This is a genomic window from Afipia sp. GAS231 (assembly GCF_900103365.1).
GTDB lineage: Bacteria > Pseudomonadota > Alphaproteobacteria > Rhizobiales > Xanthobacteraceae > Bradyrhizobium.
On the sequence record NZ_LT629703.1, the window covers coordinates 3506338 to 3531137 of the forward strand.

Sequence of the window (24800 nt, forward strand, 5' to 3'; positions counted from 1 at the left end):
AGGACTGCTGAATGGTTGATACCAAAACGCCTGGCGACAAGACTTTGAGTGTCAGCAAGACCCTGACCCTCAAGCCGCGTGTCGAAACCGGCACCGTGCGCCAGAGCTTCAGCCACGGCCGGACCAAGCAGGTCGTGGTCGAAAAGCGCGGCAAGCGCCGCGTCGGCGGCGACGCGCCGGCGACCGAAACCCATGCGCCCGAGCCGGTCGCAGCCGCGCCGAAGCCGGCCGCGGCTCCCGTAGCAAAGGCGCCGCTCTCCCGCCCCGCACCCGCAGCCCCCCGCGGCGGTTCCGGCGTCGTGCTCCGCACCCTGACCGAAGACGAGCGCTCCGCGCGCGCCAGCGCGCTGGCCGACGCCAAGGTCCGTGAAATCGAAGAGCGGCGGATCGCCGAGGAAGAGGCCAAGCGCCGCTCGAGCAAGGAAGGCATCGAGCAGGCCGAACGCGAAGCCGCCGAAGCCCGCCGCAAGGCCGAGGAAGAACGGCACCGGATCGAAGAGGAAGCCAAGCGCAAAGCCGAGATCGAAGCCAAGAAGCGATTCGGCGAGGCCGAAGCCAAGACCGCTGCGGCTGCAGCTCCGGCGGCGGCGCGCCCCGGCGCAGCCCGCCCGGCCGGCGCCCGTCCGGCTACCACCGCGGCAGTGCCGCCGGCGCGTGCGCCTGGCGTCGCGGCCGATGGGTCCGACGAGGATGAAGGTCCGCGCCAGGTCCGTCGCGGTCCCGGCGGCGCCATGCGCCCCGTGGTCCCGCCGAAAACGACCCACACCAAGCCCGGGCCGCAGAAGGACCGCGGCCGCCTGACGCTGGTCACCGCGCTCACTGCCGACGACGTGCGCGAGCGTTCGATCGCCTCGTTCCGCCGCCGCACCCAGCGCCTGAAGGGACACGCCGCCAACGAGCCGAAAGAAAAGCTCATCCGCGAAGTGACGATCCCGGAAGCCATCACGATCCAGGAACTCGCCAACCGCATGACCGAGCGCGCGGTCGACGTCATCCGCCTGCTGATGAAGCAGGGCGCGATGCACAAGATCACCGACGTGATCGATGCCGACACCGCGCAGCTGATCGCCGAGGAAATGGGCCACAGCGTCAAGCGCGTCGCCGCCTCCGACGTTGAAGAGGGCCTGTTCGACATCGTCGAAGATTCCTCGGATACCGAACCGCGTTCGCCGGTCGTTACCGTGATGGGCCATGTCGACCACGGCAAGACCTCGCTGCTCGACGCGCTGCGCCACGCCAACGTGGTCTCCGGCGAAGCCGGCGGCATTACCCAGCATATCGGCGCCTATCAGGTGACCTCGCCGGAAAGTGGCAAGAAGATCACCTTCATCGATACGCCCGGCCACGCCGCGTTCACCGCGATGCGCGCGCGCGGCGCCAAGGTCACCGACATCGTGATCCTGGTGGTGGCGGCCGATGACGGCGTCATGCCGCAGACGATCGAGGCGATCAACCACGCCAAGGCCGCGAAGGTTCCGATGATCGTGGCGATCAACAAGATCGACAAGCCCGACGCCAAGCCGGAGCGCGTGCGCACCGAATTGCTGCAACATGAAGTGCAGGTCGAATCGTTCGGCGGCGATGTCGTTGACGTCGAAGTATCAGCCAAGAACAAGACCAATCTCGACAAGCTGCTCGAGATGATCGCGCTGCAGGCCGAACTGCTCGACCTCAAGACCAATTCGGAACGTCCGGCCGAAGGCACCGTGATCGAAGCCAAGCTCGATCGCGGCCGCGGCCCGGTCGCAACCGTGCTGGTCCAGCGCGGCACGCTCAAGGTCGGTGACATCATCGTCGCCGGCGCCGAAATGGGCCGCGTCCGCGCGCTGATCTCCGATCAGGGCGAGAACCTCACCGCGGCCGGACCGTCGGTCCCGGTCGAAGTGCTCGGCTTCAACGGCCCGCCGGAAGCCGGCGATCGCCTCGCCGTGGTCGAGAACGAAGCCCGCGCCCGTCAGGTCACGAGCTATCGCGCCCACCAGAAGCGCGAAAACGCCGCCGCCTCGATTTCCGGCATGCGCGGCTCGCTCGAACAGATGATGTCGCAGCTCAAGACAGCGGGCCGCAAGGAATTCCCGCTGATCGTGAAGGCCGACGTGCAGGGTTCCCTGGAAGCGATTTTGGGATCGCTGGAAAAGCTCGGCACCGACGAAGTCGCAGCGCGCATCCTGCATGCGGGCGTCGGCGGCATCTCGGAATCCGACGTCACGCTGGCGGAAGGCTTCAACGCCGCGATCATCGGCTTCTCGGTTCGCGCCAACAAGGAAGCCGCGGCGGCTGCAAAGCGTAACGGCATCGAGATCCGCTACTACAACATCATCTACGATCTCGTCGACGACATCAAAAAGGCGATGTCCGGCCTGCTCGCACCGACGCTGCGCGAAACCATGCTCGGCAACGCCCAGATCCTGGAAGTGTTCAACATTTCCAAGGTCGGCAAGGTCGCCGGCTGCCGCGTCACCGACGGCACCGTGGAACGCGGCGCCAATGTGCGCCTGATTCGCGACAACGTCGTCGTGCACGAAGGCAAGCTGTCGACGCTGAAGCGCTTCAAGGACGAAGTGAAGGAAGTGCAGTCCGGCCAGGAATGCGGCATGGCGTTCGAGAATTACGGCGACATGCGTCCCGGCGACGTTATCGAGTGTTATCGCGTGGAAACCATCCAGCGCAGTCTGTAAGTCCAAATCTTACAGGCGCTGGATATTTCGAACTAAACCGTCATGCCCCGCGAAAGCGGGGCATCCAGTAGTCACCGCAATTAAATTTGAGCACGGAATACTGGATCACCCGCCTTCGCGGGTGATGACGACAATTGGGATTTTAACAATGCCCCGTCACCACACCAAGAGTTCCGCTCCCGGCGGCTCGCAACGGCAATTGCGCGTCGGCGAGACCGTACGCCATGCGGTCGCCGATATTCTGTCGCAGGGTAACGTCCACGACCCCGATCTCGAAGGCCACATTATTACGGTTCCCGAGGTACGCATGTCGCCAGACCTGAAACTCGCCACCGTTTACGTGATGCCGCTCGGCGGCCGCGACACCGACGTGGTGCTCGCAGCACTCGAGCGCAACAAGAAATTCCTGCGCGGCGAGATTGCGCACCGCGTTAACCTGAAATTTGCGCCTGATCTTCGCTTCCGCACCGACGAACGATTCGACGAAGCGGAACGTATCGAGAAATTACTGCGAACACCTGCGGTGCAAAGAGACCTCGCACCCGATTCGGACGACGAATGATGATTGTGACGACCGCTGACAGCGTGATCGGTTCGGAAAATGCCGAATCGCACGACATTGAGAAAAATATTTTTTCGAGCGAGACGCGCGGCGACGATCGCCGCGTCAACAACGATCCGCGGCAGGATCAGCGTCCTGGCAAGCAGCAACGCCAGAACAACCAGCCGCGGCGCGACAAGCGCGACGTCCATGGCTGGGTGATCCTCGACAAGCCTGTTGGCATGACCTCCACGCACGCGGTCGCCGTACTCAAGCGCCTGTTCCAGGCCAAGCGCGCCGGCCACGCCGGCACCCTCGATCCCTTGGCCTCCGGCGGCCTGCCGATCGCGCTGGGAGAGGCCACCAAGACGGTTCCCTTCGTGATGGACGGCCGCAAGCGCTACCGCTTCACGGTCGCCTGGGGCGAGGAACGCGATACCGACGACACCGAAGGCCGGGCGACCCAAACCAGCGAGTTGCGGCCCTCGGCAGACGCGATCCGGGCACTTCTCCCCCGCTTTACCGGCGTGATCGAGCAGATCCCGCCGCAATATTCCGCCATCAAGGTCCAGGGCGAGCGCGCCTACGACCTGGCGCGGGACGGCGAAACCGTGGAATTGAAGCCCCGGCCGGTCGAGATCCACGAATTAACCCTTGTAGAACATGAAGATAACGGCCTGTCCGTGTTCGAGGCCGAATGCGGCAAGGGCACCTATGTGCGGGCCTTGGCCCGCGATATGGGCCGGATTCTGGGCTGTTTCGGCCATATCTGCGCGCTGCGGCGGACCCTGGTCGGGCCATTCCGCGAGGCGGACATGATTCCGCTGGAACAGTTGGAGGCTTTATGCAATAGAGCCGCGTCGGGCGAGGGCAGCCTCGCCGACGCGCTTTTGCCCGTTGAGACCGCGCTGGACGACATCCCGGCACTGGCCGTCACACGGGCTGATGCGGCAAGGCTCCATCGGGGCCAGGCCGTTTTGTTGCGCGGACGGGATGCGCCCAATAGTAGCGGCACAGTCTATGTCACGGTGGCAGGCCGGCTTCTGGCCCTCGCCGAAATTGGCAATGGCGAACTCATCCCCAAGCGCGTGTTCAACCTGACCGGACTGACTGCCAGTTCCGGTCGCAACAACGAGAGAGTTTGACGATGTCGATTACCGCCGAACGCAAAGCGGAAGTCATCAAGACGAATGCCAACAAGGCCGGCGACACCGGCTCGCCCGAGGTCCAGGTTGCGATCCTGTCGGAACGCATCAACAACCTCACGGGCCACTTCAAGACCCACGTGAAGGACAACCATTCACGCCGCGGCCTCTTGAAGCTCGTGTCGACGCGCCGTTCCCTTCTCGATTACATCAAGAAGAAGGACGAGGCGCGGTACAAGGCGCTGCTCGAAAAGCACAACATTCGTCGTTGATCAGTTCACGCGCGCAAGGTTTGCGCGCGTTTTCGCATGGTTTTCCGAAAAACCGGACTTCAGATTTCCTGGAGACGACCATGCGCAATAACGTTCAGCAGCAATCCGGCCGCTGGACGGGGCAAGATGCCCGTGACTACCGAGAGGATGGACGCCATCCGAAATATAAAGACCATGGCAGGATCGCCGGACGCTGATCTCGATCAGCGTCCCGCAATCTTGCGCATGGTCTTTGTGTTTTGAGGGCGTCGTTCTCTCGTGAACCCATGAAAGAAGACCACTATGTTTAATGCTCATTCAGTCGAAATCGACTGGGGTGGACGTCCCCTCAAGCTTGAAACCGGAAAGATCGCGCGTCAGGCCGACGGCGCCGTGATGGCGACCTATGGCGAGACCATCGTGCTCGCGACCGTGGTTGCCGCCAAGTCGCCGCGCGAAGGCGTCGACTTCCTGCCGCTCACCGTCGACTATCAGGAAAAGACCTATGCCGCAGGCCGCATTCCCGGCGGCTATTTCAAGCGCGAAGGACGCCCGACCGAAAAGGAGACGCTGGTCTCCCGCCTGATCGACCGCCCGATCCGTCCGCTGTTCGTCGACGGCTGGCGCAACGAAACTCAGTTGATCGTCACCGTGCTGTCGCACGACATGGAAAACGATCCCGATATCGTCGCCCTGGTGGCGGCGTCCGCCGCGCTGACGATTTCCGGCGCCCCGTTCAAGGGTCCGATCGGTGCTGCCCGCGTCGGTTTTGCCAATGACGAATACGTGCTCAACCCGACGCTCGACGAGATGGTCGACACCCAGCTCGACCTGGTCGTCGCCGGCACCGCCGACGCCGTGCTGATGGTGGAATCGGAAGCCAAGGAGCTCAACGAGGACATCATGCTCGGCGCCGTGATGTTCGGCCACCGTCACTTCCAGCCGGTGATCAAGGCGATCATCGAACTGGCCGAGAAGGCCGCCAAGGAGCCACGCGAAGTCAAGGTCATCGACGACAGCGCGATCGAGAAGGAAATGCTCGGCCTGATCGAGCAGGAGCTACGCTCGGCCTACGCCATCCCGGTCAAGCAGGACCGCTACGCTGCGGTCGGCAAGGCCAAGGAAAAGGTGATGGCGCACTACTTCCCGGAAGGGCAGGAGTCGCCGCACAACAAGCTGCGCATCGCCGCCGTGTTCAAGGAACTCGAGTCCAAGATCGTTCGCTGGAACATCCTCGACACCGGCAAGCGCATCGACGGCCGCGACGCCAAGACCGTCCGCAACATCGTCGCCGAAGTCGGCGTGCTGCCCCGTGCCCACGGCTCGGCGCTGTTCACCCGCGGTGAAACCCAGGCGATGGTCGTGACCACGCTCGGCACCGGTGAGGACGAGCAGTACATCGACGCGCTGTCGGGAACCTACAAAGAGACGTTCCTGCTGCACTACAACTTCCCTCCCTACTCGGTCGGTGAAACCGGTCGCCTCGGCGGCACCAAGCGCCGCGAGATCGGTCACGGCAAGCTCGCCTGGCGCGCGATCCACCCGATCCTGCCACCGCACCACGAATTCCCCTACACGGTGCGCGTGGTGTCGGAGATCACCGAATCCAACGGATCGTCGTCGATGGCGTCGGTCTGCGGCGCCTCGCTGGCGCTGATGGACGCCGGCGTTCCCCTGAAGCGGCCGACCGCGGGTATCGCGATGGGCCTGATCCTTGAAGGTTCGCGCTTTGCGGTTCTGTCCGACATTCTCGGCGACGAGGATCATCTCGGCGACATGGACTTCAAGGTGGCCGGCACCGAACAGGGCATCACCTCGCTGCAGATGGACATCAAGATCGAGGGCATCACCGAGGAGATCATGAAGGTCGCCCTCGGCCAGGCCAAGGATGGGCGTATCCACATCCTCGGCGAGATGTCGAAGGCGCTCACCAACGCGCGCGCCGAGCTCGGCGAATACGCGCCGCGGATCGAGACCTTCAAGATCCCGACCGACAAGATCCGTGAAGTGATCGGCACCGGCGGCAAGGTAATCCGCGAGATCGTCGAGAAGACCGGCGCCAAGGTCAACATCGAGGACGACGGCACCGTCAAGGTCGCCTCCAACGACGGCGAGGCGATGAAGGCCGCGATCAAGTGGATCAAGTCGATCGCCTCCGATCCGGAGATCGGCCAGATCTACGAAGGCACCGTGGTCAAGGTGATGGAGTTCGGCGCGTTCGTGAACTTCTTCGGCGCCAAGGATGGCCTGGTCCATATCAGCCAGCTCGCTTCGGCGCGCGTGCAGAAGACCTCCGACGTCGTCAAGGAAGGCGACAAGGTCAGGGTCAAGCTGCTCGGCTTCGACGATCGCGGCAAGACGCGGCTGTCGATGAAGGTGGTCGATCAGGCCACCGGCGAGGACCTCGAAGCCAAGCAGAAGGCGGCCGAAGCTTCCGCCCCGCGCGAAGCCGCCGGCGAGTAAGCCTCGACGTCATCATGAACAACGAAGGGCGGCCGAAAGGCCGCCCTTTTGTTTGCCGCGATGTGTCGGATTGAAGTCGAGAGGACCGTGGCGATAGTATCGCGACGAGATTTCTTTGAGGACAACCGATGCCGCCGATCATTCGCCCCGCCCGCCCCGACGAATATGACGAGGTCGCGCGGGTCTGGATGGAGAGCTGGGTATCGACCGGGCTCGAGGACGCCAGCAATTTCCTGCTGGCCAAATTGCGCGCGCGGGTACCGACGGAGGTCGAGGGCGGCTGGAGCCTCTACGTTGCCGACGACAACGGCAGACTGGCGGCGATGCTCGCGATCCATCTGCCAAAACGCTATCTCGACCAGTTGTTCGTAGCACCCGGATATCAGGGCCTCAGCGTCGGACGCCAGTTGCTCGCCTTTACGCGGCAACATTTGCCCGATGAAATATTCCTGCGCTGCGTGCGCGAGAATGAAAAGGCCTGGCGCTGGTACGAGCGCGAAGGGTTTGTCTTCGAGCAGGAGCAGGTCGAGCCGATGACCGGCTTTGTGATGAAATATTATCGCTGGACGAAGATGGAAACGGCATAGCCGTGAGGAGCGGTGCAATGGCCTTGCCGCGCCCCTTTGCACGCTCTAGTTTACACTCCCCGCCGCCGCTATCTCAGCCGAGTTCCCATGATTCGATCGTTCGCTGTTGCGATTGTTCTGTCGTGCTTCGCCCTGTCTGCATGGGCGCAATCCCAGCCTGCGCCAGGCGCGTCGACCACGAAGCCCGCCGCCGCGCGGCCAACGCCCAATTCCAGGCCTGCCGCGCCGGCGGCGGAAAGCGGACGGTGCCAGATCGGCGTCATTCCCATTGCCGGCAATCTGTTCATGGTCGAGAACTTCGGACCCTTCACATTTACCGATAAGTATGCGCGGGTGTCTGTCGACGGATGGGCGCTCGACGAACTGGTCGTCTCACGCGTTCGGGCCGCGGCTCCCGGCGTGTCGGTACGGCGACTCCCCTTCACCAGGGAGGAACTGGCGCAGCATCGAAGACCCGTTTCTCTGTTTGAACGCGACGACAATATCCGGGAGTTTGCCCAATACGTTGCCCGCGGAACGAACTGCGAGCGCTACGTCCTCGTACACCGCCACGGCGGCACCCAGCGAGAGTTCGGCATCGGCATCTCGAAGTACTACCACCCGAATAAAGTCTTCCTTTTTGCCATGATGTACATCCGGGTCTATGACGGACGAAGCTTCGAATTGATCAAGAAAGCGCCCGCATTGACGACCGAGGACACATTCTTCAACCGGTTGACGCATGACCACCTCGGCGGCCCTACGCGCGAACTGGATCCGGCAATGTTTCCGGACAAGCCTGCAGACGCCGCAGCCAATCCGGTACTCCGCGACGGCGTCCGCGCGCTGCTGACGGCGGGCCTCGACAAAACGCTGCCGGCAATGCTTCGGCAATGAAGCGGTAGCGACCCCGCGTGCGGCGCTATCGACGGTCTTCGCCTTGCGAAGCAGCATTGCACGCTCTAGTCTACATGCTCCGTCGCCGCCATCTCAGCAGAGTTTTCATGATTCGATCACTCGCCGTCGCGATTGTTTTGTCGTGCTTGACCACATCCGTCCTTGCGCGGGCGCAACCTGCCCCGGAGACGGCAGCAGCGCCGCCGCCGGCAAAACCCGCGGCGAAAAAGCCGGCGCCGAAGGCCAAGGCCGCCGCAAGGCCGGCTGGGCCTGCGGAAAACGGGCCGTGCGACATCGGCGTCATCACCGCGTCCGGGAGCCCGGTCGGGTGGAGAAAGATCGGGATCACGGTCTTCGGCAACGAGACCGCCGAAACCGCTTCCGACGCATGGAGCATCGACGATCTCTCTTTCGCGCGAATCAAGGCCGCGGCCGGATCGGGGATCTCGATACGGCGCATCGCTTACGCCAAAGATGCGTTCGACCCCTATTACAAGCCCGAGAAGAAGCTCGCGGGCGATTCGAAAGAGAATTTCAAGATCATGATGCGCGGGATAATCGGGAATAACCGCTGCGCCCGCTACCTCGTTGTCGTCAGATATACGGGGGTTTTGCCCGGCACCAACCAGCCGCTCTCCGGCGTCGGCGTCTTGACGCAGGGCCCGTTCGGAAAAGCTTCCGTATTCGCCTTCACGCGCATGATCCTGCTGGACGGAGAGACCCTTGACTTTAAGGATCCTTTCGGCGGCGCCGGAGGAAGGTTTGCGGCCGCCTTGTCGGCGATCGGGCGCGATGACTACATTCGTTCGGCCAACACCGAGTTTCCTGCCTCGCCGGAAGAAGCCGCAAAAAACCCGATACTGCGCGATGCCGCGCGCGCCCTTGTCACCGAGCGGATGGACAGAATCCTGCCGAAGTATCTTGCGCCGTGACGACCGGGACAAACGGCCTTCGACGCATTCGTTGATGCCAGCTTCGCCCGAAAACGCTATAGACCGCCGTTACAGGCAACAAAGGAAGCCTCCGATGATGCAGCTCTACTGGTCGCCCCGCTCGCGCTCGTTCTCGTCGCTATGGCTGATGGAAGAAACCGGACAGCCCTATGAGCGCGTGCTGACCGACATTTCGACCGGCGCGCAAAAGCGGGTCGAGTATCTTGCGATCAATCCGATGGGCAAGGTTCCGGCCTTGAAAGACGGCGAGACGGCGCTGGCGGAGGCCGCGGCGATTTGCGCCTATGTCGCCGAGCGCTACCCCGAGGCGAAGCTGGCGCCGCCGCTCGGCGACCCCCTGCGCGCACGGTATCTCTACTGGCTGTTCTTTGGCCCGGGCTGCATCGAGCCGGCGATGGTGCAGATCGCGACCAAGATCGAAATGAATCCGGTTGCCGCCGGCTGGGGCGACGCCCAGCGCGTCATCGACGTGCTCGACAACGCGCTGGAGAAAGGCCCGTGGATTCTCGGCGAGACGTTTTCGGCGGCCGACATCGTGATCGGCTCGGGCCTGAACTTCGCAGTAAGGCTGTTCAAGATGATCCCGTCGCGGCCGTCGTTCGACGCCTATATCGCCCGCTGCATGGAGCGTCCGGCATTCCAGCGCGCGGAGAAGATCGCGGCTGGCTAGCTGGCGGCTTCCGCACGTCAATAAAGATGCACGGGAAGCGCAATGCCATCCGGACCAGCCTGCAGGCCCCAGGTCTCGTCGGCAGCCACCTCGAACTGACGGCTCTCCGACGCACCGCTCGCGAGCTTGAGGGTGACGTTGTATTTGCCGGCCGGCAGATTCATTTCGGGGATAGCAGCCGATTTGTTTCCGGTTTCTGGCACGCTCCTGAAGCCGTCTCCGGTGCCAGCCGCCAATTCGACGCTCTGCCCGTTGATGGTGATGACGGCCTCTTCCTCGGTGGCGTTGCCGAGCATCAGCCTCGCCTTGCCTGGCGCCGGCAAGATGCCGGCATTCGCTGTGGCAGGCTTGCGCCGCGATAGATCGACGATCGTCCTGCCGTCCTGACGGACGAGCCGTAGCTGTGCCGGTCCATCTGATGTCGTGAACGCGATGACGGCCCGGTCCGCCTCGACGACCGCACCATCGGTCTCGGCCCAGCCGCGCTTGAGCAGCTCGGCGCGATAGAAGCCAAGCGTCGGTGCGAGATCGAGCGGCGTCTCGACGTGAACAGATTCGATGAAGGGTGAATTCTTCGCCGTCGTGATCAGCCAGGGTTTTGGCCGCGGCAGGCCGGTGACGCGGTCGTCGCTCGCAGCCTCGGCGGGCGATGCGGCCGATGGGACGGCGCAGAGCAAGCGGTTGGCGATGGTATTGCGCGGGCATTGAGCCACGGCCCATGCGGTTGTTTCGCTGGAGAGTAGCTTCGGAGTGTCTGATGCGTTCGACGGGGTGTCGCTTGCCGGGCTCGAGGGCGTGGCGAAAACTGGCGTCGATTGGTGGGTCGTTCTCGACACCCAGTGAAGGGTGCAACTGCTCAGCTTTGAAAAGCCGGTATTGCAATAACCTTGCGGATCCAGCACTCGTACGAGCGCTACCGACAGCATGACGTAGGTCGCAACTACCGTTGTGACGGCCAGGCTGCTGATCAGCAAAACAGCTTTCGTTCGACGCTTCATCACCGGATTCCAGGTCTCACTGAGCCCTGCGATCAGGCGCTCTTCAGGACCTTAGTGGCGGTGACCCGGTCAAACGTTCATCGCTGGTCGGCGGGGTAGGCACGATGGGGCGGCTCCGACACAAAATATCGAAAACAACCCCATGCAAAGTAGAAATGGGCCCCTACGGAGCGCTGCCGCCGGTCGTCCTAGCCCGGGACGACGCGCGGATCGACGTCCTGCGCGTAATCGACGCCGTCGATGCCGAAGCCGAACAGGCGCAGGAACTGGCTTTTGTATTCGCCGAGATCGGCCAGTTCGCCGAGCGTTTCGGTGGTGAGCAGCGGCCAGCGGCGCGACACTTCCTTCTGCACTTCGGGTGAAAGCTCCCAGTCGTCGACCCGAAGACGCATCGCCTCGTCGACCGCGGCATCCTTGCCGAGCTTCGTCCGGAACAGGCGATCGATCTGTTCGATGCAGCCTTCGTGCAGCCCGAGCTTTTTCATCACCTTGAACAGCACCGTGCCGTAGAGCGGCACCACCGGAATCGCCGAACTCGCTTGCGTGACCACGGCCTTCAGCGCGACGATGCGGGCGGCGTCCGGGCCGAGCCGGCCGCGGATCGCTTCCGCCTTGTGGTCGAGATCGACCTTGGCGCGGCCGAGCGTGCCGTTCCAGTAGATCGGCCAGGTCAGTTCGCTGCCGATATAGGTGTAGTTGAGGGTTCGGAAGCCCGGCGCCAGAACACCGGCGTCCGCGAGCTGATCGATCCAGCGCTTCCAGTCATCGCCACCCATCACAGCGACGGTCGCGGCCGCTTCGTCCTCGCTCGCCGGCGAAATGGTGGTCTCGTAGACCTCGCCGGTTTCGGTGTTGAGGGTCTTGATCTCGACCGGCGCGCCGAGCGGCTTGATCGCCGAACGATAGGTCTTGCCCGTATCCGGATCGGTGCGGACCGGAGCGGCCATGCTGTAGACCAGCATGTCGAGCTGTCCGAATTTTTCGCGCACGGCGTCGATGAAGGTTTTCTTCAGTTCGTTGGAGAACGCGTCGCCCTCCAAAGTGAGCGGCGATCGTCCGATCTTCCTGGCCTCGATCTCGAAGGCGCGATTGTTGTAAAAGCCGGCGCTGCCGGATCTGGTGGCCGTGGGCTCGCGCTCCAGTGACACGCCGATGGTATCCGCGCCGCCGGCGAAGGTCGAAACGATGCGGCTGGCGAGACCATAACCGGTCGAACAGCCGAGCACGGCAACGCGCTTCGGGCAATCCGCAATCGAACCCTGGCGTTGGACGTAGGCGATCTGCTCGCGGACATTGGTGGCACAGCCGACCGGATGTGCCGTCGTGCAGATGAAGCCTCGCACGCGCGGTTCGATAATCATGCCCACCCCATTTCGGATTGTTGAAAAATCTCCGTCCGCCGCACGCCGGTCTCACGGCGCACGCAAGCGAGGCGAAGTAAGAGCGAACTACGCATCCAGCCGCTTGAACACCAGCGTGGCGTTGGTGCCGCCGAAGCCGAACGAGTTCGACAGCACGGTGTTGAGCTTGGCGTTGTCGATGCGCTTGCGCACGATCGGCATGTCGGCGAACACAGGATCGAGTTCGGTGATGTTGGCGCTCTCGCAGATGAAACCGTTGTTCATCATCAACAGCGAGTAGATCGCTTCCTGCACGCCGGTGGCGCCGAGCGAATGTCCGGTCAGCGCCTTGGTCGCCGAGATCGGCGGACACTTGTCGCCGGTGCCGAACACTTTGCGGATCGCCTCGATTTCCGGCGGATCGCCGGCCGGCGTCGAGGTCGCGTGCGGGTTGATGTAGTCGATCGGCGTGTTCACCGTCGACATCGCCATGCGCATGCAGCGCTCGGCGCCTTCGCCCGACGGCGCCACCATGTCGTAACCGTCAGACGTCGCGCCGTAGCCGACGATTTCGCCATAGATCTTGGCGCCGCGCGCCTTGGCGTGTTCGAGTTCTTCCAGCACCAGTACGCCGGCGCCGCCGGCAATGACGAAGCCGTCGCGGCTGATGTCGTACGGACGCGAGGCGGTCGCGGGCGTCGCGTTGTATTTCGAGGACATCGCGCCCATCGCATCAAACAGCACCGACATCGACCAGTCGAGATCCTCGCAGCCGCCGGCGAAGATGATGTCCTGCTTGCCGATCTGAATCGTCTCGTAGGCATTGCCGATGCAATGGTTCGAGGTCGCGCAGGCCGACGAGATCGAATAGTTCACGCCCTTGATCTTGAACCAGGTGGCCAGCGTCGCCGACGCCATCGACGACATCGCCTTCGGCACGGCGAACGGTCCGACCCGCTTCGGTCCCTTGGTGCGGGCGGTATCGGCCGCCTCGATGATGGTGCGGGTCGACGGGCCGCCGGAGCCCATGATGATGCCGGTGCGGACGTTGGAAATATCAGATTGCTCGAGACCGGAATCCTGGATCGCCTGCTCCATCGCAACGTGATTCCAGGCTGAACCCTCGGCAAGGAAACGCATGGCGCGGCGGTCGATGATATCAGCAGGATTGAGCGTCGGCGCGCCCTGCACCTGGGAGCGGAAGCCAAGCTCCGCGTATTTTTCTGCCCGGGTGATGCCGGACTTCGCCTCGTGAAGGCTCGCCAACACTTCCTGGGTGTTGTTTCCGATGGATGAGACAATCCCCATCCCCGTGATGACAACCCGCCTCATGATCGCCTCGCCCTGCCGTTATGTTCTTCTGTGATGATGTCGTTGACCGCGCTGCTCAAGTAGGAGCGGAGCCCTGCTTGAACAGCCCGACCTTCAGGTCCTTGGCCCGATAGATAATCTCGCCATCCATGGAAAGCCAGCCATCGGCAACGCCGAGCACCAGCTTTGAGCGCATCACCCGTTTCATGTCGATGTTGTACACAACCTTGCGGGCCTGCGGCAAAACCTGGCCGGAGAACTTCAACTCGCCGAGACCGAGCGCCCGGCCGCGTCCCTCGCCGCCGATCCACCCCAGGTAGAAGCCGACCATTTGCCACATCGCGTCGAGGCCGAGACAACCCGGCATGACCGGATCGTTCTTGAAATGGCAGCCGAAAAACCAGAGATCCGGCTTCACGTCGAGTTCGGCGCGGATCAGGCCCTTGCCATACTCGCCGCCCTTCTCTGAAATATCCGTGATGCGGTCGAACATCAGCATTGGCGGCAGCGGCAGTTGCGCATTGCCCGGGCCGAACATCTCGCCCCGGCCGCACGCCAGCAAATCCTCGTATTCGTAACCGCTGCGCCGCTCCAGCATCGTATTCAGCCTCTGGTTAGATATCCCGATGGAGCGCTTGCGAGTGAACCGGACCGGTCTCCCCACGGGAAACCACTTGTTTCCCGCAAATTGGCGCTACTTAGGGTGCTATCGGCAATTGCCTCTGCCGAAATCGCATATGTGGTCCGCGCGCTCTGTAACATAGGCCTTGGCGGGCGGCAAAGCGCTGGAAAGGGCCAAAACGCCGCGTTGCCGTGCCGTTCCCCCTTAACCTTGGGTCCGTTCTAGTTGCGAAAAACTTGCATCTGGAATATTTCGTCCCTATATTGGGTAAGAATATTACCCGAGTTAGCGCGTACGGTGCCCGAAGTGGATATAAACGAGCAGACCTTGAACGACGACGCCGTTGAGCCGGCCGCCCACGGCACCGGTCATCAACCGGCGCTGACCGGCTGCCCCTGGCATGACGTCAACGAAATGCTGCAGGCGGCCGGCCTGCGGCCGACCCGTCAGCGCATGGCGCTCGGCTGGCTGCTGTTCGGCAAGGGCGCGCGCCACCTCACCGCGGAAATGCTGTACGAGGAAGCGACGCTGGCGAAGGTCCCGGTATCGCTCGCCACCGTCTATAATACCCTCAACCAGCTCACCGATGCCGGTTTGTTGCGCCAGGTCAGCGTCGACGGCACCAAGACCTACTTCGACACCAACGTCACCGCGCATCATCACTTCTATCTCGAGAACAATCACGAGCTGGTCGACATTCCGGATCCGCACCTGGTGCTGACCAAGATGCCGGACGTGCCCGAAGGCTACGAGATCGCCCGCGTCGACATGGTCGTGCGGCTGCGCAAGAAGCGCTGAGCGCTTTCACATTTTGAAAAAATCGTAGGGTGGGCAAAGGCGCATTTGCGCCGTGCCCACCATTTTTCGCAGTCTGCGCTGGTTAGTGGTGGGCACGCTTCGCTTTGCCCACCCTACGAAGCTATCGTCATTGCGAGCGAAGCGAAGCAATCCATAGGCTCGGAAAAAGCTGGATTGCTTCGTCGCTGCGCTCCTCGCAATGACGGTAAAATCAATGCGCGGCTCGGCTATTCCACCTTCTCGTCCGCATACACGCCCCACAGCCGCTGCTGCTCGATCCAGCCGTCAAAGCCGCTGCCGATGACGCGGCACCAGCCGCTGGTGCATTTCTTGACCTGGGCGACGACGCCGGCCTGAAGGCGGGCCGCGACCGCGCTGTCCGGATCGGCGCGATCATAGAGCGGCGCGAGGTCGTCCTTGGTCTTCATGGTGACGACGGCGGTGCGGCGGCCGGACAGCAGGGAATGATAGACCCAGCCTTCGGCGCCCTCGGAGTCGCGCACGCGACGCCAGTTCTCGAATTCGGCAGTGATTTCGACCGGCAGGCCCGAGCGGGTATAGACCCAGGCCACATCGTTGTCCTTGGTCGGGCCGGCCCTCACATTCACATGATCGGATTTGAGGCTGACATAGCGCGGCACTGGCAGGCCGCTGCTGGTCGTGGCTGTATCCTTGGCCGAAAATCCTGTGCTGACCGATGCGCCCAGCCAGCACCCCGCCAGCACCGCCACCGAACAGAAACGCCCCAACGCCATCAACCCGTCTCCTGCCGAGATACTCCCAACCCGAATTCTTCGAGTTGAAACGCCCCGCTTACGCCCGAAAAACCCCAATCCCCGTGCCGCGCGGTGGTCGCTCCCCGGATTGTGCTTTCCCGAGGATTCCTTGGAGGTTCTTGTCTTGGCCCGGCCTTCTGATAGAGAGGACGGAACGATTTAGAACCAGAACGCCCGGATTTCCCAAGGAAACTCAAGTAAACCCAAGGAAGCCGAAGGGCTTCGGTGGAACCCAGGGAAACCGGAGCGGCGCAGCATTCGCAGTGTCGAACAACCGGGTTAATGAGGTCTGAACGGCAGGTTCATGCGAGCCTTCGCCTCATGAGAGCAGAACATGTCGGTTAAGAAAAAACCTCTCGTCGTCGTCACCCGCAAGCTGCCGGACTCGATCGAGACCCGGATGCGCGAGCTGTTCGACGCACGGTTGAATCTCGACGATACGCCGATGACCCCGGAACAGATCGCCGAGGCCGTCTGCAGCGCCGACGTGCTGGTGCCGACCGTCACCGACATGATCACGGAAGAGGTCCTCAAGCATCCCGACTGCAAGCTGCGCATGATCGCCAATTTCGGCAACGGCGTCGACAATATCGACGTCACGGCAGCGCATGCGCGCGGCATCACCGTGACCAACACGCCGAAGGTTTTGACCGAAGACACCGCCGACATGACCATGGCGCTGATCCTCGCCGTGCCGCGGCGGCTGATCGAGGGCGCGTCCATTCTGACCGAGGGCAAGAACTGGCCGGGCTGGTCGCCGACCTGGATGCTCGGCCATCGCATCGGCGGCAAGCGCCTGGGCATCATCGGCATGGGCCGTATCGGACAAGCCGTGGCGCGCCGGGCGCGGGCGTTCGGCTTGCAGATCCACTATCATAACCGTCGTCCCGTCGCGCCCAAGATTGCCGAAGAACTCGGCGCCACCTATTGGGAAAGCCTCGACCAGATGCTGGCGCGGATGGACATCATCTCGGTGAACTGTCCGCACACGCCGGCGACCTATCATCTGCTCTCGGCGCGACGGCTGAAGCTGATCCGCAAGGAAGCCTATATCGTCAACACCGCGCGCGGCGGGGTGATCGACGAGGACATGCTGATCAAATTGATCGAAGCCGGCGACATCGGCGGCGCCGGTCTCGACGTCTACGAGCACGAGCCCGCGGTCAATCCGAAACTGGTGCGGCTGGCCAAGGCCGGCAAGGCGACGCTGTTGCCGCATATGGGCTCGGCCACCATCGAAGGCCGCGTCGAAATGGGCGAGAAGGTGATCATCAACATCCGAACCTTCCTCGACAACCACAAGCCGCCGGATCGCGTGCTGCCGAGCATGCTGTAGCCGAAGCTCGGTGTCGTCCCCGCGAACGCGGGGACCCATACCGCGTGATCTATCGATAAGTCGAGATAGCCGACACCGTCCTTCAATTACTATCGACGGTGGCTATGGGTCCCGGATCGCAGCGGAGCCTGTCATCGGGCGCGCATTCGCGCGACCCGTTGGCTTGTCCGGGACGACGGAGCCCTTCCTTCGCTCCTGCTTCCGCCACTCCGCGACAAAGGCCACGAACGCCGCAAGCGCCGGCGGGGGCTGACGGCGGCTTGGGTAATACAGAAACGGGCCGGGAAACGGCGCGCACCAGTCTTCGAGCACGCTGACCAGCTCACCCGACTTCACTTCGTCGCGCACGTAGCCCTCGAAGGTCGGCCAGAAGCCGACCCCATCGAGCGCCGCCTGCCGCGCCAGTCCCGGATAGTTCGCGATCAGCCGCCCCGTCGGCGCCACCTTGACGACGCGGCCGGCTTTCTCGAACTCCCAATCGCGGATCGCGCCGCGGCCGAACCGGATCCGGATGCCGACGTGATCGAGCAGGTCCTTCGGGTGCTTCGGCCGGCCGTGCTTCTCGACATAGTGCGGCGACGCCACCACCGCGTAGCGTTGCGGCGGACCGAGCGAGACCGCGATCATGTCCTGCGCCAGATGTTCGCCGTAGCGCACGCCGGCATCGAAGCCTTCGGCGACGATGTCGACGAAGGTGCTGTCGCTGACGATTTCAAGATCGATCTGCGGATGCGCCTCGAGAAATGGCGCGACCATCGGCGCCAGACATAGATCGATCGCCGGCGGCGGCGCGTTGATGCGCAGCCGGCCCGAGGGCACTCCGCGCAGGCCGCGGACCTGATCGAGCGCGCTACCGACATCCGATATCGCCGGTCCGACGCCGGCCAGCAGCAATTCGCCGGCTTCGGTAAGCCCGACGCTGCGCGTGGTGCGGTTCATCAGCCGGACCCCGAGCCGCTCCTCCAGTTCGCGCAGCCGCTGGCTCAGGCTCGAGACCGAAACGCGTTGCTCCAGCGCCGCACGGCGGAAGTTCCGGGTGCGGGCGACGGCGACAAACGCGTCGAGATCGCGAAGATCGATGTCTTTCATGATTCAATCGCTTTGCATTGTTCGATATATTGAACAAGCTCTTAAGCATTGTCCAGCTTATCGCTGCAATGGAAAGGCCCCATATCAGCCCCGTCATCACGGCGCGGACTTTTCGCCGCCGAATTTCGGGAGAACCACCATGGACAAACGTCAACTCGGCACGTCAGGCCCAACCGTCTCCGCCATCGGCCTCGGCTGCATGGGCATGTCGGACTTTTACGGTCCCGCCGACCGCAGCGAGAGCATCGCCACCCTGCATGCCGCGCTCGATGCCGGCATCACGTTGCTCGACACCGGCGACTTCTACGGCATGGGCCACAATGAAATGCTGATCGGCGACGCACTGGCGACGCGTGGCCGCGACAATCTGCAGATCAGCGTCAAATTCGGCGCGCTGCGCGACCCGGCAAAAGCCTGGTCCGGCTATGACAGCCGCCCGGCGGCGGTGAAGAATTTCCTCGCCTACTCGCTGCAACGACTGCGCGTCGACCATATCGACATCTACCGGCCGGCTCGGCTCGATCCCTCGGTGCCGATCGAGGAAACCGTCGGCGCCATGGCCGACATGATCAAGGCCGGCTGGATCCGGCATATCGGCCTTTCCGAAGTCGGCTCCGAAACCATCCGCCGGGCGCATGCCGTGCATCCGATCGCCGATTTGCAGATCGAATATTCGCTGATCGCGCGCGGCATCGAGAGCGATATCCTCAAGACCTGCCGTGAACTCGGCATCGGCATCACCGCCTATGGCGTGCTGTCGCGCGGGCTGATCAGCGGTCACTGGTCGAAGGATCGCACGGCGGCAAAGGATTTCCGCCAGATGAGCCCGCGTTTCCAGGGCAGCAATCTCGACAGCAATCTCGCGCTGGTCGATTCACTGCGCGCGATCGCAGAGGACATCGGTGCCTCCCCGGCCCAGGTCGCAATTGCCTGGGTCGCAGCCCAAGGCAACGACATCGTGCCGCTGGTCGGCGCCCGCCGCCGCGACCGTCTCACCGAGGCGCTCGGCGCGCTCGAGGTGAAATTGACGGACGCGCATCTGGCTGATCTCGCCAAAGCGTTTCCGCCCGGCGCCGCCGCCGGCGCGCGCTATCCCGAAGCGCAGTTGGCGCATATGGACAGCGAGCGGAAGCTGACGGCGTGAGAGAGTCGGCTTGTAACTGACGTTCGGGTTCGCTGAGGCACCCCCACCCACCCCACCCTCCCCCACAAGCGGGAGAGGGAGACGAGAGAGCGTGCGCAATGACGATGTAGTACTTCCGAGCTACACGACGCGCTCCATCAACTCCCTCTCCCGCTTGCGGGGGAGGGTTGGGGTGGGGGCAGCCACACGGGAAGTCTATGAATATGCGCGCAGATCGGTGATCGTCGGCGTGTCGCCATTCAGCGGATTGGCGGGATCGCGCGCATAGCGCAGGGTTTCGAACCGCATCGCGCGCGCATCGACCATCACCAGCCGCCCGACCAGACTTTCACCGAAGCCGACGATTTCGCGAATCGCTTCCAGCGCCATCATCGAGCCCAAAATGCCGGCCAGCGCGCCCATCACGCCGGCTTCGGCGCAGGCCGGCACCGTGCCCGGCGGCGGCGCTTCCGGAAAAAGACAACGATAGGTCGGATTGAACTGACCATCCGCGCCGCGCTCATGCGCGCGGATCGTCGTCAGCGAGCCGTCGAACTGGCCGAGTGCGGCCGTGATCAGCGGCTTGCCGACAAGGTAGCAGGCATCAGACACCAGGTAGCGGGTTTCGAAATTGTCGGAGCCGTCGAGCACGAGGTCATAGCCGCCGATCAGCGACATTACATTTTTTGCATCGAGCCGCACCGCATGCGCCTCGAAATGGACATGGGGATTGAGCGCGTGAATCTGGTCGGCGGCGCTGTCGACCTTGCGCCGGCCGATATCGGGTGTGGTGTGGATGATCTGGCGCTGCAGATTGGACAACGACACGATGTCGTCATCGACAGCGCCTAGCGTGCCGACACCGGCTGCCGCCAGATACATCAGAACCGGCGCACCGAGACCGCCGGCGCCGATCACCAGCACGGAGGCCTCCTTCAGCGCCGCCTGGCCGGGGCCGCCGACGTCGCGCAGCACAATATGGCGGGCGTAGCGTTCGAGTTCGTCGGCCGTCAGCATGGTCAGTATGGTCCTTGCGCGGTTCCCTGAACCGGCGCGCTGTTGTTGCCGACCAAGCAGATGTGCTTAGTTGGCCCAAGGTCAATGATCGCTCCAAACATCTACCAGGGTTTGTCATGAGATCGGTGCTACGGGCAACATGGATGATCGCGGCCTCGATCCTTGCGGTTTCGGTGGTATCCGCGCAGGCGCAGTTGACGCCGCCCTCCACCGCCGGCGCCAAGCCGAAACCGGTCACGACCATCCCGATCCGCCCCGCGCTGCAAAAACCCGAGGACACGGCGAATGCGATGGCGCAAGCCGAACGGCTGGCGCTGCAGTCCGACCTCGCCTGGGTCGGCGAGTATAACGGCGCCATCACCGGCGACGTCAGCGAGCGCTTGGTCGCCTCGATCAAGGCATTTCAGAAATCCCGCGGCGGCCGGGAGAGCGGCGTGCTCAATCCGCAGGAGCGCGGCACCCTCGCCGATACCGCGAAGCGGCGGCAGGAGAATGTCGGCTGGAAGATCGTCTCAGATCCCGGCACCGGCGTGCGGCTCGGCATTCCGACCAAGCTGGTGCCGCAGCAAAGCAGCGACGCCAACGGCGCCAAATGGACCTCGCCGACCGGAACGATCCAGATCCAGCTGGCGCGGCGCAAGGAGGCCAATCCCACCACGGCCAAACTCGCCGAGCGGGAAAAGAAAGAGGCTAACCGCACTGTCGACTACACCGTCGTCAAGCCGGATTTCTTCGTGCTGTCCGGCCTGCAGGGCCTGAAGAAGTTTTACCTCCGCGGCACCTTCAAGGGCGACGAAGTCCGCATCCTCACCATCCTCTACGACCAGGCGACCGAAAATACCGTCGAGCCCGTCGTGATCGCGATGTCGAGCGCGTTCAACGCGTTTCCATCGGCAGCCCAAGCCGCGGGGCCGCCGCCGCGCAAGACCGTGGAATACGCTACCGGTGTCGTCGTCAGCGACGACGGCGCCATCATTACCGACCGGCAGATCATCGATGGCTGCCTTGCGGTCACGATCGCGGGTTTCGGCAATGCCGACCGCGTCGCCGAGGACAAGGACCATGATCTGGCGCTATTGCGCATTTACGGCGCGCGCGGGCTGAAAGCGCTCAATCTCGCCAATGCTGCCAGCAAAACAGCACTCGATCTCACCGGCATTGCCGATCCACAGAACCAGGGCGGCAATTCAGCGGTGACTGGCCTCAAGGCTTCGGTGGCCCAGCTTGGCGGCAATAGCGACATCGCGCTCTCGCCACCACCGGCGCTCGGTTTCTCCGGGTCCGCCGCGCTCGACAGCGACGGCAAATTCGCCGGCATCGCGCTGTTAAAACCGGTGCTGGTCGCGGGGCCGGCCAGCACCACACCCGGCGCGCAGGCGGTGTTGGTGACGTCGGATACGGTGCGGGATTTTCTCAAGGCGAATGGCGTGAATGCGACGGGCGCTTCGACGGATGCGAAGGCATCCGTGGTGCGGGTGATCTGCGTGCGCAAATAGCACCGGCTGTCGTCACCCGCGAAAGCGGGTGACCCAGTATTCCAGAGACGTCAGCGATAGAGTCGATAAGCCGCGGCGTACTGGATACCCGCTTTCGCGGGTATGACAGCGGTGGGTGCGGCTCGCTCCCCCTTAAGCCAACCCAAACCTCACGCCCGCTCGCGCGAGGCCGCCGGCGATCGCGACCGGCGTACCGTCGGCGCGCCAGCAGGCCGCGCCCGACATCCGGCCGTCGTCGTGGAACTGGATGCCGTTCATGCCGCCGGCGACCGTCGGCACCGCCAGCACCTTGTGGCCCATCGCGGTGAGTTTGGCGCGAACGCCGTCGGGCACGGTGAGTTCGACTTCAAGCGCATTGCCTTCGGTCCAGACCCTGGGCGCCTCGACCGCTTCCTGCAGGCTCATGCCGTGGTCGATCAGATTGACCAGCGCCTGCATGGCGCTCGGAAAAATCCGTTTCCCGCCGGGCAGGCCGAGCGCATAGACCAGCTTGCCGTCGCGCAGCGCCATCATGGGCGACATCGAGGTGGTGACGCGCTTGCCCGGCGCCAGCGACAGCGCGTGGCCGGGCCTGGGATCGTAGAGGTTCATGTAATTGTTCGGCACGGTACCGAGGCCGGGGATCAATATTTTCGCGCCGAACAGGTTGTTGATGGTCTGCGTGGTCGCGACCACGTTGCCGAACGCATCCGCCGCCGTCATGTGCGTGGTGTGGGCGCTTTCGAGCTGGGCAATGCCGGCGCCCCAGGCTTGGGCGCGGCCGGAATCGATGGCGCGGCGGCGCTCGTCGGCATAGGCCTTCGAGGTCAGCCGCTCCACCGGCACGTTGATGAAATCAGGATCGCCGCTCGCCGCCGCGCGATCGGCAAAGGCGATCTTCAGCACTTCGGCGAGATAATGAATCGTCTCCGCGGAGCCGAAGCCGAGTTTTTCGATATCGTAGCCTTCGAGAATGTTGAGCATCTGCGCGATATGCACGCCGGACGCCGCCGGCGGCGGCGGACCCAGAATTTCCCAGCCGCGATAATCGGCGCGGATCGGCTGGCGCTCGACGGTCTTGTAGGACGTGAGGTCCTGGCGGGTGATGAAGCCGCCATTGGCTTTCATGTAATCGACCAGGATGTCGCCGAGCGGCCCCTGATACAGCGCCGCCTCGCCATGCTGCGCGATGTGCTTCAGCGTTTCCGCATATTCCGACTGCACCACGCGCTCGCCGGCCTGCAGCGGCAGCCCGTTCGGCAGATAGATCGCCGAGATCGCTTTGTCCTTCAGCATCTCCTCCGCGCCGTCGGTGATGCATTCGTGCAAGTAAGGCGTTGCTGCATAGCCGCGCGAGGCGTGCTTGATCGCGGGCTGCATGACGTCGGCTAGATTCATGGTGCCGAACCGCTGCAGAGTCTCGCACCAGGCTTTCAGCGAGCCCGGCACGGCGACCGCTTTCGGGCCGTTCAGATTTTCATCGCCTGTGGTGTCGAACACGTCATGCGCCGAACCCGGCTTCGACGTGTAGGTGTCGGGACGAACCACTGAGGGCACCGTGCTCTGGCCGTCGATGAAACGATGGCTGCCGTCGGCAAGCCGGATATGCGCCATGCCGCCGCCGATGATGCCGACCATCATCGGTTCGACCACCGTCAGCGTGAACAGGGTCGCGATCGCCGCATCGATGGCGTTGCCGCCGGCCGCCAGCATTTCCGCGCCCGCAGCCGAGGCCAGCGGATGATTGCTGACGACCATGCCGCGGCTTCCCACAGCCTGCTGCTTCTGACATTGAAAGGTGGTGGCCGCGCGATCCCGCCAGTTGCCGCTCATCGTTATTCCTCCTGCTGCTTTTTTATTTCTGGCATTTCGGGCACCAGAACGTCGAGCGGCCGTTCTGGACGAAGCGCCGCACGATGCCGCCGCAACCGGCCGTGTGACAGGTCTCGCCCTCGCGGTCGTACACCCTGAACGAATGCTGGAAATAGCCGAGCTCGCCCGAGGTCAGGCGATGATCGCTGATCGAGGAGCCACCGGCCTTGATCGCCTGATTCAGCACGGCATGGATCGATGTTACCACGCGCTTGGCATGATCGGTGGGCTCCGCCGTTTTTTTGGTGGCCAGCGTCGCCGCCAGCCGCCGCGGCGACAGATGCGCGCGGAACAGCACTTCGCAGACATAGATATTACCCAGCCCCGCGACCACGCGCTGGTCGAGCAGCGCCGCCTTCAGGCTGGTCTTCTTGTTGGCGCAGGCGCTTGCCAGCATCGCCGCATCGAACTCGTTGCCGAGCGGTTCGGGGCCGAGGCCAGAGAGCAGCGGCTCGTCTTCCAGCGCGTTGCGGGCGATGATCTTCATGTAGCCGAAACGGCGCGGGTCGTTGAAAACCACCGCCGCGCCCGACGACATGTGGAACACAACGTGGTCGTGGGCGCGGTCTTCGCTGCGCGGATGGTGGAATTGGCCGGGCGTGTTACCGGCCTCCCCCTGGAGCACCCGGAACGAACCGGACATGCCCAGATGCATCAGCAGCACGTCGCCGGAGGCGAGATCCGCCATCAGGTATTTGGCGCGACGGCCGAGCCCGGTCACAACCTGGCCTTCCAGCCGCGCGATAAAGTCTTTTTGAAAGGGAAACCGCAAATCCTTGCGCCGGGCTTCGGCTTTGAGGATTTTTGACCCCTCCATGGCGGGCTGCAGGCCGCGGCGGACGGTCTCAACTTCGGGCAATTCAGGCATGCAGGTATTCA

The 24800-nt window shown here is 63.5% G+C and carries 22 protein-coding genes; 13 read left to right on the forward strand and 9 right to left on the reverse strand.

Annotated elements, in window-relative coordinates:
• The first annotated feature begins 11 nt into the window (after positions 1–11).
• The 9 genes from infB (at position 12) to BLS26_RS16600 (ending at position 10164) form a co-directional block, all read left to right on the forward strand.
• On the forward strand, positions 12–2678 hold the full coding sequence (infB, locus tag BLS26_RS16560) for a translation initiation factor IF-2 (RefSeq protein WP_092512831.1): 2667 nt from the start codon (positions 12–14) through the stop codon (positions 2676–2678).
• 148 nt (positions 2679–2826) lie between these two features.
• Complete coding sequence (gene rbfA / locus BLS26_RS16565) at positions 2827–3240, forward strand: 30S ribosome-binding factor RbfA (RefSeq protein ID WP_092512833.1); 414 nt, start codon at positions 2827–2829, stop codon at positions 3238–3240.
• Positions 3240–4364: a tRNA pseudouridine(55) synthase TruB gene (truB, locus tag BLS26_RS16570; protein ID WP_092518127.1), complete on the forward strand. Its 1125-nt coding sequence runs from the start codon at positions 3240–3242 to the stop codon at positions 4362–4364. Before rbfA ends, truB begins: the two co-directional genes overlap by 1 nt.
• 2 nt (positions 4365–4366) lie before the next feature.
• Complete coding sequence (rpsO, locus tag BLS26_RS16575) at positions 4367–4636, forward strand: 30S ribosomal protein S15 (protein ID WP_079540211.1); 270 nt, start codon at positions 4367–4369, stop codon at positions 4634–4636.
• Between the two features lie 282 nt (positions 4637–4918).
• Positions 4919–7078 (forward strand): polyribonucleotide nucleotidyltransferase, encoded by a 2160-nt coding sequence (pnp, locus tag BLS26_RS16580; protein WP_092512835.1) that lies wholly within the window; start codon positions 4919–4921, stop codon positions 7076–7078.
• Positions 7079–7206: 128 nt separating this feature from the next.
• Positions 7207–7665 (forward strand): GNAT family N-acetyltransferase, encoded by a 459-nt coding sequence (locus BLS26_RS16585; RefSeq protein WP_092512837.1) that lies wholly within the window; start codon positions 7207–7209, stop codon positions 7663–7665.
• 87 nt (positions 7666–7752) lie between these two features.
• Entirely contained in the window at positions 7753–8541 is a 789-nt protein-coding gene (locus BLS26_RS16590; protein WP_092512839.1) for a hypothetical protein, read from the forward strand.
• Between the two features lie 107 nt (positions 8542–8648).
• Positions 8649–9473: a hypothetical protein gene (locus BLS26_RS16595; RefSeq protein ID WP_092512841.1), complete on the forward strand. Its 825-nt coding sequence runs from the start codon at positions 8649–8651 to the stop codon at positions 9471–9473.
• Positions 9474–9567: 94 nt separating this feature from the next.
• Positions 9568–10164: a glutathione S-transferase family protein gene (locus BLS26_RS16600; protein ID WP_092512843.1), complete on the forward strand. Its 597-nt coding sequence runs from the start codon at positions 9568–9570 to the stop codon at positions 10162–10164.
• 17 nt (positions 10165–10181) lie between these two features.
• On the opposite strand, the gene BLS26_RS16605 is transcribed toward BLS26_RS16600, so the two are convergent.
• The 4 genes from BLS26_RS16605 to fabA form a co-directional block, all read right to left on the reverse strand.
• Entirely contained in the window at positions 10182–10877 is a 696-nt protein-coding gene (locus tag BLS26_RS16605; protein WP_092512845.1) for a hypothetical protein, read from the reverse strand.
• A 473-nt stretch (positions 10878–11350) separates the two neighbouring features.
• Positions 11351–12523: an enoyl-ACP reductase FabV gene (gene fabV / locus BLS26_RS16610; protein ID WP_092512847.1), complete on the reverse strand. Its 1173-nt coding sequence runs from the start codon at positions 12521–12523 to the stop codon at positions 11351–11353.
• 87 nt (positions 12524–12610) lie between these two features.
• On the reverse strand, positions 12611–13834 hold the full coding sequence (gene fabB, locus BLS26_RS16615) for a beta-ketoacyl-ACP synthase I (RefSeq protein ID WP_092512849.1): 1224 nt from the start codon (positions 13832–13834) through the stop codon (positions 12611–12613).
• Between the two features lie 55 nt (positions 13835–13889).
• Positions 13890–14411, reverse strand: coding sequence for a 3-hydroxyacyl-[acyl-carrier-protein] dehydratase FabA (gene fabA / locus BLS26_RS16620; RefSeq protein ID WP_092512851.1), 522 nt, complete (start codon positions 14409–14411; stop codon positions 13890–13892).
• Positions 14412–14762: 351 nt separating this feature from the next.
• Here fabA and irrA point away from each other — a divergent pair, with 351 nt between their 5' ends.
• Entirely contained in the window at positions 14763–15233 is a 471-nt protein-coding gene (gene irrA / locus BLS26_RS16625; protein ID WP_305764660.1) for an iron response transcriptional regulator IrrA, read from the forward strand.
• A gap of 227 nt (positions 15234–15460) precedes the next feature.
• On the opposite strand, the gene BLS26_RS16630 is transcribed toward irrA, so the two are convergent.
• Complete coding sequence (locus BLS26_RS16630; RefSeq protein WP_092512853.1) at positions 15461–15988, reverse strand: SH3 domain-containing protein; 528 nt, start codon at positions 15986–15988, stop codon at positions 15461–15463.
• A gap of 355 nt (positions 15989–16343) precedes the next feature.
• On the opposite strand from BLS26_RS16630, the gene BLS26_RS16635 reads away from it, so the two are divergent.
• Complete coding sequence (locus tag BLS26_RS16635) at positions 16344–17345, forward strand: D-glycerate dehydrogenase (RefSeq protein ID WP_092512855.1); 1002 nt, start codon at positions 16344–16346, stop codon at positions 17343–17345.
• Between the two features lie 102 nt (positions 17346–17447).
• On the opposite strand, the gene BLS26_RS16640 is transcribed toward BLS26_RS16635, so the two are convergent.
• Positions 17448–18434 carry a LysR family transcriptional regulator gene (locus BLS26_RS16640; protein ID WP_092512857.1) on the reverse strand — a complete coding sequence of 329 codons (987 nt, stop codon included), beginning with the start codon at positions 18432–18434 and terminating at the stop codon, positions 17448–17450.
• Between the two features lie 139 nt (positions 18435–18573).
• Here BLS26_RS16640 and BLS26_RS16645 point away from each other — a divergent pair, with 139 nt between their 5' ends.
• Positions 18574–19578 carry an aldo/keto reductase gene (locus BLS26_RS16645; protein ID WP_092512858.1) on the forward strand — a complete coding sequence of 335 codons (1005 nt, stop codon included), beginning with the start codon at positions 18574–18576 and terminating at the stop codon, positions 19576–19578.
• Between the two features lie 195 nt (positions 19579–19773).
• On the opposite strand, the gene BLS26_RS16650 is transcribed toward BLS26_RS16645, so the two are convergent.
• Positions 19774–20574, reverse strand: coding sequence for a molybdopterin-synthase adenylyltransferase MoeB (locus BLS26_RS16650; RefSeq protein ID WP_092512860.1), 801 nt, complete (start codon positions 20572–20574; stop codon positions 19774–19776).
• Positions 20575–20690: 116 nt separating this feature from the next.
• Between BLS26_RS16650 and BLS26_RS16655 the strand changes: the two genes are divergently transcribed.
• Positions 20691–22070, forward strand: coding sequence for a serine protease (locus BLS26_RS16655; protein WP_172804618.1), 1380 nt, complete (start codon positions 20691–20693; stop codon positions 22068–22070).
• 132 nt (positions 22071–22202) lie between these two features.
• On the opposite strand, the gene ggt is transcribed toward BLS26_RS16655, so the two are convergent.
• Positions 22203–23882: a gamma-glutamyltransferase gene (gene ggt, locus BLS26_RS16660; RefSeq protein WP_092512862.1), complete on the reverse strand. Its 1680-nt coding sequence runs from the start codon at positions 23880–23882 to the stop codon at positions 22203–22205.
• 22 nt (positions 23883–23904) lie between these two features.
• Positions 23905–24789: a bifunctional DNA-formamidopyrimidine glycosylase/DNA-(apurinic or apyrimidinic site) lyase gene (mutM, locus tag BLS26_RS16665; RefSeq protein ID WP_092512864.1), complete on the reverse strand. Its 885-nt coding sequence runs from the start codon at positions 24787–24789 to the stop codon at positions 23905–23907.
• Between the last annotated feature and the right edge of the window lie 11 nt (positions 24790–24800).